Here is a 13,088-nt window from a genome sequence, read left to right as displayed (position 1 = left end):
AAAGGAAAGAGTACAAAGAAAATATCGGCGTGAGTTGCCGTTTATATAAAGGGAGCGTCTACCAAATGGTAGGCGCTTCTATGTTGGTTTGAATCAAATATCAACATTATCAGGAAAAATGGAGGGATTATCAACAAATGGTGCCTTACATACCATGTTCTCTTCGGTAAAAGGATGAGTAAACTCTACCTTTAAAGCGTGCAGTGCCTGTCTTTTCTGTTTAATACGACTTCCATAAAGGGTATCACCAATAAGAGGGTGACCAATTGAACTTAAATGTACCCGAATTTGATGCGTTCTTCCTGTATCCAGTTGGCAGCTTATTAGAGTTGTATTTTTTTTTGCATTGTAAGCAAGTACTTTATAGTGTGTAACAGCGGATTGACCAGTTGAAGAAACTCTTCTTCTCGTAGGATGATGACGATCTCTTCCAATGGGGTTTGAAATTGATCCTGTGCTTGTTTTCATTTTCCCTTCTACTAAAGCGACGTATGTCCTTTTAATCTTTCTTTCCTCAAGGAGTCTATCTAAGATGGCCCCACACATGCGATGCTTGGCAAAAATAACAGCACCCGTAGTATCCCGATCAAGACGATGAATATGCTTGATGTAATGAAGTTCTCCTTTTGATTGAAGATGAAATGCTACGCCATTTAATAGGCTGTAATGATCTTTCTCTGAATTTGGATGAGTATCCATTCCAGAGGGCTTATTAGCAATAAGAAGATGTTCATCTTCAAAAAGGATGTCAATCTCCATGTAAGTCGGTTGGACGATTGGAAGTTCGGGTAGAAAAAATGGAATAGACAAGGTATCTCCGGAATGGAAATGAGAAGTCCAATTTGCTTCTTTCCCATTTATTAACACGTTTTTTCCCATTCTCCATTCATGGACTAGTTTTTTGGGGGCCTTCCAATAATCTTTAAATAAACTTTCTAGGGTGTATTTCTCCCAATCTTTTGGAATAAGTATATTGAACTGTTTTCCCACTGTTTTGGTTTGTAACATTGTGCTCTCCGTTCTTAGCTATCATTTTAATCGTGGTGATAATTACCACCATAGAGACAGGTTTTTTTATGGTATTCTTAATTTATATTTTACATTAGAACTAAAGGATATTTAAAGGTGGGTTATAAGTGAAGATTGTTTTTGCGTCGACACCAGACCAAGAAGAGAAAATAAAGGAGCTTGTCAAAAGGTTTTATCGAGATATTTTTCCTTTGTATTTCTCAGATAAAGACATAAAGAAATTTGAGGGTAGAAATGTGCTGAATAATGAAACAGCACAGCTTGATGGGACGTTAAAGGAAGCATATCATGTGATTGCTTCACTTCAAACTTTGCTATCCATTTTAGAATCTCGCATATTATCATACGATCACCAGGCACTGTATGAAAAAAATGTTGAAACATTACATGAGTATGGATTTATTTTCCCGTTTTCTTATGATGAATTTATTTATGCAAGAGAAAACAAGACTAGCTTTTTCAGCACATACACCCAAGCTGCTAATCAATTATTAGTATAAAAGCCGACTACAAAAATAGTCGGCTTTTTCATCACTTATTTTGTATTTTCGTTAAACCAGCTCTCAAAATCAGGCTCTTCATGGTATCCTACGATTCTTGCTACTTCTTTCCCATCTTTGTATTGAACAATGGTAGGGGTTTCTTGGATACCGTAATCATCCCATCCTTGTTCAAATTCAAGAAGATTGTATTGAACAAGATTAATGTCCATCTCTTCAGATAAAGGGGAAACGATTGGAGTTGTTCGTTGACAGTGAGGGCAAGTCGGACTGTAAAAATAAACGGTCATATCCTCACCATTATCTAACTGAGTTTGAAGATCCTCTGGAAGAATCAGGTTTTGATAGTTTGGATCCTCTAATTGAGCAACTGTTTCTGGGTGAAGAGTGTCTTTCTTGTAAATATTATCTTCACTTACCTTTTCTTCATTTTGCATTTTTGTAACAATAGCTAATGCACCAAATATTACAACGATAATACCAATAAAAATCAAAACTTTTTTCATAAAATTATTTTTCCTCCTTCGTTTGCTTCCATACTAGAAAGCTACAAACAAACACAATGATAAATGCAATTAGAGCAAGAAAAGGGATGGTAATAAATCCAAACCAATTAATATAATCACTTGTACACGGAACTCTTCCGCAAGCTGGAGCGATGTCTGCTAGAAAAGAAAGCTTCTGTATTCCTAAGTGATAAAGCGAGATCGATCCACCAATGGCAGATAGAATCATCGTATAGAATGCAATACCATAATCCTTTTTCACCGTTGCAATACCTAATAACACAACAAATGGGTACATAACGATTCGTTGATACCAGCAAAGTTCACAAGGCTCGTACTGGCGTATCTCCGAAAAATATAAGCTGCCAAACATTGCTATCAGCGCCGCAGCGAAAGCAAGGAAAAGCAAGTTTTCGCGCTTGTCATTCTTTTTCATAAAATATTCTCCTTAAGTATATTGACCGTGAATTTATTATAATTACAAAGGCCAAAAATGTATATTAATCTACTCATACGTCTTCCTTTTTTCCTACAATTCCATAAAAGAAGAAATGAATGAATTCATTGATGAATTGATCCTTGTTTGAGTTAGATTGGAAGATCTCAGAATGCTTTTGAATGGCGTCAGTCATTGCTTGGAGGATAAAAAGGATCGTATTCATCGATAGAATGCTTGATATATCACCGCTTTTTTGTCCTTCTTCCATAAATGTAACAATGAGAGGCATAGATTTTTCGTTTGCAAATTCTCGAAATAAATTTGCAATTTGGCTATTCTCCGAAATAATCGCTTCGATAAATTCCGGACTAAGTTCATTTGTGGTGGAAAGCTTCAATTCAATCATTTTGATTAGCTTGTCTTGAAAAGGGAGCTCACTATAAACTAATTGTTGAAATGATTCAACTTGCCTTTCAAGATAATCCTTTAGCACATCATAGAGGAGCTCGTCCTTACTTCCAAAATAATTATATATCGTTACTTGAGAAACATTCGCTTTTTTTGCTATTTCATGCATGTTTACCTTTTGAATTCCGTACTTTGTGAATAAAGAAAAAGCTGCCTGGCGAATCTGGTCCATTTTTTGAAGCCTTCTTCGTTCAAATCCGTTCATAACTTCACCTCTTTCCCAATTTTAAAAAAAATGATGAAATAATACAAATGTAACATTTTAAAACTTGGAGAGATGTGTATTTTTTACAAAAAACATATATAATGAAAATGGTTTCTTAAGTTGTCACAAAAACTAACGACAAAAAAGAGGGAAACGCACAGTCTGGCTTGAATAATAAAGTTAGAAAACACTTTCAGGAGGAGACGAAATGAGCTGGAAAGAAAAAGTACATACATGGAATCAATTTGATAAGCTCCCAGAAGAGCTAAAGGGGCAACTACAAAAGCTATCTGATGTGGAGTTAGAGGATGCTTTTTATAAAAATTTAGAGTTTGGTACAGGTGGGATGCGTGGAGAAATTGGTGTTGGTACGAATCGTATGAACATCTTCACAGTTAGGAAGGCATCCGCTGGCCTTGCAACATATATAGAAGAATTTGGTCAAGAAGCAAAGGATAGAGGGGTGGTCATTGCATATGATTCTCGCCATAAATCAAGTGAATTTGCGATGGAGGCAGCTAAAACATTAGCTACTAGGGGAATTCAAGCATATGTGTTTGATGAGCTTCGTCCAACTCCAGAATTATCTTTTGCAGTTAGACATCTAAATGCTTTCTCTGGAATTGTGATTACAGCAAGCCATAATCCGCCTGAATATAATGGTTATAAGGTGTATGGTCCAGACGGTGGGCAGCTTCCTTTAGAAGGAGCAGATAAGGTTATTGAAAAAGTAGAAGCTATTTCAAATGAGTTAACAATAGAGGTTCGTGACGAACAGGAGTTAAAAGAATTAGGACTAATTAAGATGATTGGGGCAGATGTCGATCAGGCGTATTTAGAAAAGCTTGTAACGATTTCTGAGAATCCTACATTAGCGAAAGAAACGGATTTACAAGTAGTTTTTACACCTCTGCATGGGACAGCTAATAAACCAGTTCGTTCTGGACTTAAGGCGCTTGGATACGAAAATGTGACAATTGTAAAGGAACAGGAATTGCCTGATCCACAGTTCTCTACCGTGAAAAGTCCAAACCCAGAAGAACACGCTGCGTTTGAATTGGCAATAGAAGCTGGAAAAAAGGTAAATGCTGATTTATTGATTGCTACGGACCCTGATGCAGACCGTCTTGGAATTGCTGTTAAAAATGAAACAGGGGAGTATGAAATCCTTACAGGAAACCAAACAGGTGCTTTATTACTGAATTACCTACTAGAAAATAAAACTGCAAAGGGAACATTACAAGAAAATGCATTGGTTTTAAAGACAATTGTTACATCTGAATTGGGTGCAACGATTGCAGCTTCTTTTGGTGTTCCAACAATTGATGTATTAACAGGATTTAAGTTTATTGCAGAAAAAATTAACGAGTATGATTCCACAAATGAACATAGCTTCTTGTTTGGATATGAAGAGAGCTACGGTTATTTAATTGGTGATTTTGCAAGAGACAAGGATGCTATTCAAGCTTCACTTTTAGCAACTGAAGTATGTGCGTACTATAAAAAGCAAGGTAAGTCTCTATATGAGGCCTTGTTAATGATTTTTGATAAGTATGGATATTATCAAGAAGGCTTACGTTCATTAACGTTAAAAGGGAAATCAGGTGCAGAAACAATTAATAAAACACTTGAATCGTTCCGAGCTGAGCCACTTGAAGAACTGGTTGGTCTTAAGGTAACAAAAACGGAGGATTATCTCACTAGTACAAGATATGAGGGAGGAACAGAAGAACCAATCGATCTTCCTGCTTCCAACGTGTTAAAGTACTTCTTTGAAGATGGTTCATGGGTCTGCCTTCGACCATCAGGGACAGAGCCGAAAATTAAGTTTTATTTTGGCGTAAAGGGATCAAGCTTAACTGAAAGCAAAGAAAAATTACAGTCAATTGAAGATGCATTTATGCAAGCGGTAGAAAATAAAATGAATGCACTATCTAAATAAATCATAAAAACACGGTCAAATTTGACCGTGTTTTTTGGTGGAATTCTGGTTGTTACCCCATGGTTATCACTGTATCAAGCAAGCCGTCATTTGCTTCAACAAGATCGTTTGCATGGTCGATGTAACGAAGTAAAGAATATAAATGTTTCTCAATTATTTGGTAATCTTTTTCAAAATTGTACGCATGAAGGAAATGCTCAATTTTTTTGGCTAAAAATTGGTCCTTTGTCCGTACCATCAATATTAATAAGTTATCCCATTCAGAGCGATGTGTATAGTACAAGGCTCGATCATAATCAACATGATTCATTTTCTCTCTCCTCCTCTTAAGGAGTTGAGTTTAGTGTATGATTTTCTGTTAAAATCACTCTCAGAAAAACTTGTCACTGTTGATATATCAGTGTTTTCATCTTTTTCCTGAATAGATTTAGGATATTCAAGACACATTAAAGATGGAAATTTTATTTTAGGAATGAATGAAATGAAAACTTCGATATTTCTTATTTGCTTTTTACTGTATTGCCCATCTGTATTTGCAACAAATATTGTTAAGTCAGACCGAATCTACACATACGAACAAATGCAATTTGATATACAAAAATTGAAGGAAACCTATGAGAGAGAACTAGAAGTAACAGTAATTGGTCAATCTTATTATGGAAATGATATTCCAGCAATACAAATTGGAAAAGGGAAGAAAAATGTCGTACTCATTGGTGCACATCATGGAAGAGAGTGGTTAACAAGCTCTCTTTTAATGGGAATGCTTGAAAATTATGTTGGAGCTTTTAGCACTGGTGCAAAAGTTGGACCATTTGACTCCAATATGCTAAATGATGTGTCCATTTGGTTTGTTCCGATGCTTAATCCTGATGGAGTCAAAATTCAGCAGCGGGACATCCCTTTAGTCTTTGTTGATCAGCTATTTTTAATGAATGAAGGAGAAATTAATTTTTCGCGATGGAAGGCAAATGGGATGGGGATTGATTTAAATCGCCAATATCCAGCAGGCTGGAGAGAGTTAAGGGGCCCACATACACCTACTTACCAATTTTATAAGGGAAATAGACCATTTGAGGCATTGGAAACTCAAGCTTTAGCTGCTTTTATTGATAAAATCCAACCCTCTATTGCCGTAGCCTATCACTCAACTGGGCAGGAGATTTATTGGAAGTATAAAAATGGGAAATATGAACAAAGGGATTATTCGATCGCTAAGGAAATTGCTCAATTAACTGGATATAAATTAGGGAAGCCTCCTAAAAAGGCTACTGGTGGAGGATTTACGGATTGGTTTATTACCACGTACCGTCGTCCAGCATTAACCATAGAAATATGTCCACCAATGGTCAATCGAGCCCCACCATTGTCCAGCTTCCCAGAGGTATGGAAAAGGAATCAATATGTTGGGATGAAATTAGTAAATGAAGTTTTGGAATTACATAAAAGTGAGGGGAAAATGGAAAAATAAAAATGACAAACAAGGAGGGAAAAGCTTGAAAAGAATTCTAATTCCAATCATAACTCTATTATGTATTTTTGGATCACTTTCTTCTACTTATGCTGAACAGCCAGGACTAGACTATAAAAAGTTTGGAAAAATCGCAACAGTAGTTGTAACTGAAGACTATCCTGGACAGCAGGTGGTGGAGTATAAGTATGTCGGAAGAGAGACATTAGCTGAAAACAAGGTAATGGATTCCTTTCAGTTTGAAGTCATGGTCAATGGCAAGAAACAGATTGTGACAGTCAAAATTTCACATGACAATAAGGTAGGAAAAGAATTGACAATTATAGTAGAAGAAAAGAAATAAGGGAAAGCAGAGCTCTAAAAACAATAGGGTTCTGCTTTTTTCTTTTTCTTAGTACATCATTCTCTCTCTCGTTTCATACATTGTGATAAGAGCAAAAAGGGGGAGAAAGCTAATGCGTGAACAAGAACAGAAGGATTTACAGTATGCCATTGAAGAAATAACGGAGATAGCGGTTGGCTTTGGACTCGATTTTTATCCAATGCGTTATGAAATTTGTCCATCTGAAATTATTTATACCTTTGGTGCATATGGCATGCCAACAAGATTTTCCCATTGGAGCTTTGGGAAACAGTTTCATAAAATGAAGCTACACTATGATCTTGGGTTGTCTAAAATTTATGAACTGGTTATTAACTCGGACCCTTGTTATGCATTTTTATTGGATTCCAATTCTCTTATACAAAACAAGCTAATTGTTGCACACGTTTTAGCTCACTGTGACTTTTTTAAAAATAATGTGCGATTCCAAAATACAAAAAGAGACATGGTCGAAAGCATGGCCGCAACAGCTGAGAGAATCCGGAAGTATGAAATACAATATGGGAAACATGAAGTTGAAACGTTTCTTGATGCCGTCCTTGCTATTGAAGAACATATTGACCCCTCATTAATGAGGCCTAAACTTGCTTGGAGCATGGAGGATGTAGAATTCGAAGAAGAAGTTGTTGCGGTAAGTCCTTATGATGATTTGTGGGATTTGGATGAAAAGGATAAAAAGAAGCTAGAACCTGTAAGAAGAAAAAAGAAGTTCCCTCCACAGCCTGAGAAAGATCTTTTGTTATTTATTGAAAGTTACAGTCGCGAGTTATCAGACTGGCAACGTGATATTTTAACGATGATGCGCGAGGAAATGCTATATTTCTGGCCGCAGTTAGAAACAAAAATCATGAATGAAGGCTGGGCGTCGTTCTGGCATCAAAGAATTCTCCGTGAGATGGATTTAACGAGTGGCGAAGCATTGGAATTTGCGAAGCTTAATGCTGGTGTTGTTCAACCTTCTCGAACTGGGATAAACCCATATTACCTTGGGTTGAAGATATTTGAGGATATTGAAGAACGATACAATAATCCGACCGAAGAAATGAAGCGACGGGGAGTCCAACCTGGATCAGGTCGAGAGAAGATGTTTGAGGTACGTGAAATAGAATCAGATATTTCCTTCCTCCGCAACTATTTAACGAAGGATCTTGTTATGCGAGAAGATATGTATTTGTTCCAAAAACAAGGGAAGGATTATAAAATTGTTGATAAAGCATGGGAAAATGTCCGAGATCAGTTGGTAAGTATGAGGGTAAACGGTGGCTTTCCATACTTATCGGTAACGGATGGCGATTATATGAAAAACGGTGAGCTTTATATTTTGCATGGTTACGAAGGAATTGAACTTGATATTAAGTACTTGGAAAAGGTTATGCCGTATATTCATCAACTATGGGGAAGAAGCATTCATATGGAAACCGTAATAGAAGGGAAAAATATGCTATATACGTATGATGGAAAAAGTATACACAGAAAGTATTTATAGAAGAAGAACCCCATTTGCAAAACAAATGGGGTTTGATTTTTTTTATGAAGTTATTATTTTCCTTTTTTTACAAGTTCAACTACTTCATTTGAAACATAGAATATTCCATTAGATTGAACAGTCACACTTCTAAGCGTATTCTCTTTGCCGTTAATTAAGACAATGTCCTTATTAACTGGTAGTTCTGCTATTGTTTTTCCTTTTTGTACAACAAGGATAGGATTTTCTTTGTTTGAAGCATTAATACTTACTGTTGCTCCAATCGTCTTAAAAGCAACTTCTGCATTAACAAATAATTGATCGTCTAGTTTCTTTAAGTCAAATCCCATCGCGCTTGCTACTGAATGTGCAATGTCAGTATTTTCAACAAATCCTACAGGCTTTCCAGGTCCGTAAGAATACATAAACAAATCTTCACCTGTATGTCCACCTGTAGTAAAGCCAATGTTTGCACGAGTAGCTAGAAGTTGGACAAGTGTTTTTCCTAAGTTAGTGGAATTATTAAGCTCTTTTGTTTCAGCAGGTGTTGGATTATCAATTCCATATAAAGCCGCCACTTCTAAAACATTAGATTTATCAGATTTAAGTTGCTTTAATGCACCTTCAAGTGTCATTGTAGCTTTTTTAAGTGGGTCAACATAAGTAGATACTGGAATAGATGGGTAAGACCCGTTTGTATTTTGGTTTCCTATTGAGATACCACTGTTTCCATGGTCTGAAACAGCGACTACCATCGTGTTTTTATCTTTCTTTGCAAATTCTATTGCTTCTCTTACTGCATCGTCAAAAGCAAGCGTGTCACTAATCATACCAATTGCATCATTTGCATGTGCTGCCCAGTCTGGTTTGCTTCCTTCAATAAATAAGAAGAATCCATCTTTATCTTTTGAAAGAGTTTCAATCCCCTTTTTAGTCATTTCAGCTAGAGTTGGTTCTTCTGGGTTTGTTTTTGATCGATCCATATCATATGCCAATGCTGATGAAGCAAAAGTGCCCCATAGCTTATTGGATTCAGAATTCAACAACTCATCACGAGTTTCAACGAGATCATATCCTTTGCTTTCAATCACATTTACTAAATCTTCTCCATCTTTACGATTTTGGGAAAGTAGTGTATTTTTGCCTCCACCTAAAACGACATCCATGTTTTGGTAGACTTGTTGTTCAGCAATATTATCGTAATCTGATCGATGTGTTACATGTGAAGAAAAAGCAGCTGGTGTGGCATGTTGAATCTCTGATGTAGATATGATTCCAGTTGCTTTTCCGCTAATTTTTGCACCTTCAAGAACGTTCGCTACCGGCTTGTACGGGTTTTCTGCAAGTGATTGGTCAACCCCAGGACTTGTAACTGTAGTTGGTAAAACACCAACAAACTTGTCGTTTGATTTATTTCCTGTGGCAAGAGCAGTACCAGCAGGTGCGGAATCCGTTATTGCAGACTCTGCTGAGTATGTACGAACACCACCTGTTAAAATTTCGTCCATTGCAAGTGGCTCCCCTTTATACCATCTAGCAAGTGTAGTTGTACTTGAACTTACCCCATCCATGACTAAAACAATAACGTTTTTCGCTTTTTCAGGATCTTTTTTCGCTTCTACCTTGCTATTGTCGGCTGTGAAACCAAGTGTGCTGAGTGCAAGGCTGCTTGCAAGAGTGACTCCAATTACTTTTTTGTTTACTTTCATTTCATATACCTCCATTTATTTAAATGTATGAATCTCTAACTCTACTTTTGGAGTATACATTTGTAGTTTTAATAGAGTGTTAATAAATTGTAAAACTATTCACAGATTTGTAAAAATAGAGGGAGTTTATCGGGGCATAAAAAAACCTCAAATACAATTTGTATTTGAGGTTATAAAACGACGATCGCTTGACTTCCCATTTGCTCCCAAGCTTGAATAAATGACTCTCGGTCAAGTTGTTGATTTTTCTCTCCATAAGGATTGTTTATATAAATAGTGTCATTATCATAGCCTGTTATGACAACACTATGCATTTTATATGTGATAGTAACTTCTCCTTGTGGTGTTTCCCACGTCTCAAATTCATCAACAGGAGAAAAGGTAGAGGTGGTAATAATCCATACAGGGTGACCTTGAGCAACTTGACTTAACAAATCATCAAATGGTTGATTTGTTAAGTCAATGACTTGATTCGAATAATTTGTTGCCAGATCATAAATGGGACCATGATATACTCCAAGACCAGGCCCGTCTTCCATATTACCAACAAACCCAATATTAGGATTTCCATACTCACCACTAGAATATTGGAGCGGTGTTCGAACCACTGCTTCTGCTAATTGATTTTTTGTTACATCAAGACCATTATATTGTAAAATCATTGCTAAGCTTGTTACCTCGCAACCATTATATAATCTAGGACTGTCCATTTGGTTCAATAAAGGAACATCAAGTAGAATCTCAGTAATTTCTTGATCTTCTTCTTCAGCAATAGTTCCTGAGGAAGCAGTCTCTTCAGTAAAAGAAGGGCTGGATGTAGTTTGAACAGCTACTGCTGTTGATTCCTTTTTTGTCGTAGATTCAGCCTGTTCATCGTTAACGAGGAACAAAGTTGCTGCAAATAGGGTGGTAGATAATATGAGTGCAGGGATTTTATAGCTCATGGAAACCTTCCTTCTTCATAAAGTAATAGATTTCATAATGATAGATTTAATTTATGAACAAACTATTACGAGGTTAGGAAGAATTGAGGAATCTTTAAGGAACTATTATAATGTGGGAAGAGGTGAAATATGAAGAAAACAAAGGGTTCAATCGAGGCAGAAATAAGTAAAGCCATTACTCAATGGGAAAAGGACTACTTAGGTAGAGGGTCAATATCTGTAAAGGCAGATATTCTACGAGACATGATCATTGTATCTTTAAAAGGAATTCTAACTCCTGCTGAGTATTCAGTTTGTGAAACAAAGGATGGGATGTTAGCCATAAAACGTACGCGTGCTGATTTGGTTGAGTCTGGTACAGGTGACTTAAGACAATTAATTTCTAATATAACCGGTCAAAATGTCCTTAATTTTCATACAGATATTAGTACTCGGACTGGAGAAAGAATGATGATCTTCCGGCTACAGGGTGATCTTGAAAAGGAGTTTATTTGAATAACAAGTATTTTTTTATTGACGATTATTCAAGAACATCATATGATAATGATAAGAATTTAATAAGATATTCCTTAAAGGGGAGTAGCTTTTACAACAAAGTCGTCATTTCAGAGACACGCGCTCTCGGCTTTGTTGGCAACGATACTAGTTGTTAGCAAGACCTTTACCTATCAATGGTAAAGGTCTTTTTTGCGTCTCTAACCTTTACCAAAATATAGTATTTGGGAAGGGGAGAGTGTATGAAATAGTAAATGAGTACAACTGATCTAATTGTTATAGATATATACGGAATGTTAAAAGAGTGCATGGTGGAGAGTTCTCAATCGAAAGGGGAAACGAAAATTGGATCTTAGTTTATTATTAGAATATGGTTGGGTATTATTAGTTCTAATTGCATTAGAGGGTTTACTTGCAGCAGATAATGCCCTTGTATTAGCAATTATGGTAAAGCATTTACCTGAAGAAGAAAGAAAAAGGGCATTATTTTATGGTTTAGCAGGAGCTTTTATTTTTAGATTTGCTTCCTTATTTGTTATTTCGTTCTTAGTGGATGTATGGCAAGTGCAGGCAATTGGTGCGGTCTACCTATTATTTATTGCCCTTAATCATATTTTGAGGAAACTATTTAAGAAGAAACTTGAAGAGAAGTCAATTGACAAAGAAAAGAAAGAAAAGAATTCGGGTTTCTGGACAACAGTTATCAAAGTTGAGTTAGCAGACATAGCTTTTGCAGTAGATTCAATTTTAGCAGCTGTTGCTTTGGCTGTAGCTTTACCAGATACTCCACTTCCTCCTATTGGTGGTTTGGATGGAGGTAAGTTTTTAGTTATCTTTGCTGGAGGTTTAATTGGTCTAATTATTATGCGTTTTGCAGCAAACTTCTTTGTAACACTTCTTGCCAAGCGCCCTGGTCTAGAAATCGCTGCCTTTGCTATTGTAGGTTGGGTAGGGGTGAAACTTACAGTCTACACCTTATCACACCCCGCATTATCCGTACTTCCTAGTACATTTGCAAAATCGCCTGAGTGGAAAATTACTTTCTATATCGTATTAGTTCTAATTGCATTGGCTGGTTGGTTTCTCTCAAAAGAAGAGAAGGAAGTAGAAAATGCAGCATAATTTTGAAGAGCGTTCATTAGGATTTTCTAATGAACGCTTTTTCGACAAAAAATGATAAAAATCTATTGACGACAAAAAGGACGGATGGTATTATAAAAATCTGCTTGCGAAACAACATATTTTATAAGTTGATACACAAACTTTTTAAAAAAAGTTGTTGACGAGCAAAACGGAAAATGTTATTCTAATATAGTTGCTTCTGAGCGACAAAGCAAGAAGTGAACTGATTTTGTTCTTTGAAAACTAAACAAATCATACGTCAACAAAAAAAGATTAGTGTTGAGATATACACTAGCCAACGTTTTAACTTTAAGAGCTAATCTTACTCTTTATTGGAGAGTTTGATCCTGGCTCAGGACGAACGCTGGCGGCGTGCCTAATACATGCAAGTCGAGCGGATCTTTGGGAGCT

General features: G+C 36.4%; 14 protein-coding genes and 1 rRNA gene. 8 read left to right on the top strand and 7 right to left on the bottom strand.

What is annotated here, in order from left to right; genetic code table 11:
* Positions 1-93: 93 nt before the first annotated feature.
* The gene (locus M3175_RS23090; protein ID WP_251524013.1) at positions 94-1,008 is read right to left on the bottom strand and encodes an RluA family pseudouridine synthase; all 915 of its coding nucleotides are present in this window, start codon (positions 1,006-1,008) and stop codon (positions 94-96) included.
* Positions 1,009-1,136: 128 nt separating this feature from the next.
* Between M3175_RS23090 and M3175_RS23085 the strand changes: the two genes are divergently transcribed.
* Positions 1,137-1,529 (top strand): DUF5365 family protein, encoded by a 393-nt coding sequence (locus M3175_RS23085; protein ID WP_251524010.1) that lies wholly within the window; start codon positions 1,137-1,139, stop codon positions 1,527-1,529.
* Positions 1,530-1,564: 35 nt separating this feature from the next.
* Here M3175_RS23085 and M3175_RS23080 read toward each other — a convergent pair whose 3' ends face one another.
* From M3175_RS23080 to M3175_RS23070, 3 genes are all read right to left on the bottom strand, one after another.
* Complete coding sequence (locus M3175_RS23080; protein WP_251524008.1) at positions 1,565-2,035, bottom strand: thioredoxin family protein; 471 nt, start codon at positions 2,033-2,035, stop codon at positions 1,565-1,567.
* Between the two features lie 4 nt (positions 2,036-2,039).
* Positions 2,040-2,471 (bottom strand): disulfide oxidoreductase, encoded by a 432-nt coding sequence (locus tag M3175_RS23075; RefSeq protein ID WP_119707077.1) that lies wholly within the window; start codon positions 2,469-2,471, stop codon positions 2,040-2,042.
* A gap of 73 nt (positions 2,472-2,544) precedes the next feature.
* Entirely contained in the window at positions 2,545-3,147 is a 603-nt protein-coding gene (locus M3175_RS23070; RefSeq protein WP_251523990.1) for a TetR/AcrR family transcriptional regulator, read from the bottom strand.
* Positions 3,148-3,355: 208 nt separating this feature from the next.
* Between M3175_RS23070 and M3175_RS23065 the strand changes: the two genes are divergently transcribed.
* Complete coding sequence (locus M3175_RS23065) at positions 3,356-5,089, top strand: phospho-sugar mutase (RefSeq protein WP_251523987.1); 1,734 nt, start codon at positions 3,356-3,358, stop codon at positions 5,087-5,089.
* A 52-nt stretch (positions 5,090-5,141) separates the two neighbouring features.
* Here M3175_RS23065 and M3175_RS23060 read toward each other — a convergent pair whose 3' ends face one another.
* The gene (locus M3175_RS23060; protein WP_251523984.1) at positions 5,142-5,399 is read right to left on the bottom strand and encodes a YhdB family protein; all 258 of its coding nucleotides are present in this window, start codon (positions 5,397-5,399) and stop codon (positions 5,142-5,144) included.
* A gap of 171 nt (positions 5,400-5,570) precedes the next feature.
* Between M3175_RS23060 and M3175_RS23055 the strand changes: the two genes are divergently transcribed.
* The 3 genes from M3175_RS23055 (at position 5,571) to M3175_RS23045 (ending at position 8,428) form a co-directional block, all read left to right on the top strand.
* A complete protein-coding gene (locus M3175_RS23055) occupies positions 5,571-6,560 on the top strand; it encodes a M14 family zinc carboxypeptidase (RefSeq protein ID WP_251523981.1) in 990 nt (329 codons plus the stop codon).
* Positions 6,561-6,585: 25 nt separating this feature from the next.
* Positions 6,586-6,903: a DUF3889 domain-containing protein gene (locus M3175_RS23050; RefSeq protein WP_251523978.1), complete on the top strand. Its 318-nt coding sequence runs from the start codon at positions 6,586-6,588 to the stop codon at positions 6,901-6,903.
* Positions 6,904-7,015: 112 nt separating this feature from the next.
* Positions 7,016-8,428: a SpoVR family protein gene (locus M3175_RS23045; protein ID WP_251523975.1), complete on the top strand. Its 1,413-nt coding sequence runs from the start codon at positions 7,016-7,018 to the stop codon at positions 8,426-8,428.
* 53 nt (positions 8,429-8,481) lie between these two features.
* On the opposite strand, the gene M3175_RS23040 is transcribed toward M3175_RS23045, so the two are convergent.
* Together M3175_RS23040 and M3175_RS23035 are read right to left on the bottom strand one after the other, a co-directional pair.
* Entirely contained in the window at positions 8,482-10,116 is a 1,635-nt protein-coding gene (locus M3175_RS23040) for an alkaline phosphatase (protein WP_251523972.1), read from the bottom strand.
* A 170-nt stretch (positions 10,117-10,286) separates the two neighbouring features.
* Positions 10,287-11,060 (bottom strand): C39 family peptidase, encoded by a 774-nt coding sequence (locus M3175_RS23035; RefSeq protein ID WP_251523970.1) that lies wholly within the window; start codon positions 11,058-11,060, stop codon positions 10,287-10,289.
* A gap of 129 nt (positions 11,061-11,189) precedes the next feature.
* Here M3175_RS23035 and M3175_RS23030 point away from each other — a divergent pair, with 129 nt between their 5' ends.
* The 3 genes from M3175_RS23030 to M3175_RS23020 form a co-directional block, all read left to right on the top strand.
* The gene (locus tag M3175_RS23030; RefSeq protein ID WP_251523969.1) at positions 11,190-11,555 is read left to right on the top strand and encodes a Na-translocating system protein MpsC family protein; all 366 of its coding nucleotides are present in this window, start codon (positions 11,190-11,192) and stop codon (positions 11,553-11,555) included.
* Between the two features lie 345 nt (positions 11,556-11,900).
* Positions 11,901-12,677, top strand: coding sequence for a TerC family protein (locus M3175_RS23025; RefSeq protein ID WP_251523967.1), 777 nt, complete (start codon positions 11,901-11,903; stop codon positions 12,675-12,677).
* Positions 12,678-13,006: 329 nt separating this feature from the next.
* Positions 13,007-13,088: ribosomal RNA gene (locus M3175_RS23020) — 16S ribosomal RNA — on the top strand; the annotation flags it as partial.

It is taken from the genome of Robertmurraya korlensis, assembly GCF_023715225.1.
Classification (GTDB): Bacteria; Bacillota; Bacilli; order Bacillales; family Cytobacillaceae; genus Robertmurraya_A.
The sequence above is the reverse complement of the archived record's forward strand: the minus strand, read 5'-3'. Positions and strand labels throughout refer to the sequence as shown.

Coding starts and splice junctions, on each gene's coding strand:
- M3175_RS23090 (WP_251524013.1), bottom strand. CDS start 1,008: ATGTTACAAACCAAAACAGTGGGAAAACAGTTCAATATACTTATTCCA.
- M3175_RS23065 (WP_251523987.1), top strand. CDS start 3,356: ATGAGCTGGAAAGAAAAAGTACATACATGGAATCAATTTGATAAGCTC.
- M3175_RS23045 (WP_251523975.1), top strand. CDS start 7,016: ATGCGTGAACAAGAACAGAAGGATTTACAGTATGCCATTGAAGAAATA.
- M3175_RS23080 (WP_251524008.1), bottom strand. CDS start 2,035: ATGAAAAAAGTTTTGATTTTTATTGGTATTATCGTTGTAATATTTGGT.
- M3175_RS23035 (WP_251523970.1), bottom strand. CDS start 11,060: ATGAGCTATAAAATCCCTGCACTCATATTATCTACCACCCTATTTGCA.
- M3175_RS23055 (WP_251523981.1), top strand. CDS start 5,571: ATGAAAACTTCGATATTTCTTATTTGCTTTTTACTGTATTGCCCATCT.
- M3175_RS23030 (WP_251523969.1), top strand. CDS start 11,190: ATGAAGAAAACAAAGGGTTCAATCGAGGCAGAAATAAGTAAAGCCATT.
- M3175_RS23040 (WP_251523972.1), bottom strand. CDS start 10,116: ATGAAAGTAAACAAAAAAGTAATTGGAGTCACTCTTGCAAGCAGCCTT.
- M3175_RS23060 (WP_251523984.1), bottom strand. CDS start 5,399: ATGAATCATGTTGATTATGATCGAGCCTTGTACTATACACATCGCTCT.
- M3175_RS23070 (WP_251523990.1), bottom strand. CDS start 3,147: ATGAACGGATTTGAACGAAGAAGGCTTCAAAAAATGGACCAGATTCGC.
- M3175_RS23075 (WP_119707077.1), bottom strand. CDS start 2,471: ATGAAAAAGAATGACAAGCGCGAAAACTTGCTTTTCCTTGCTTTCGCT.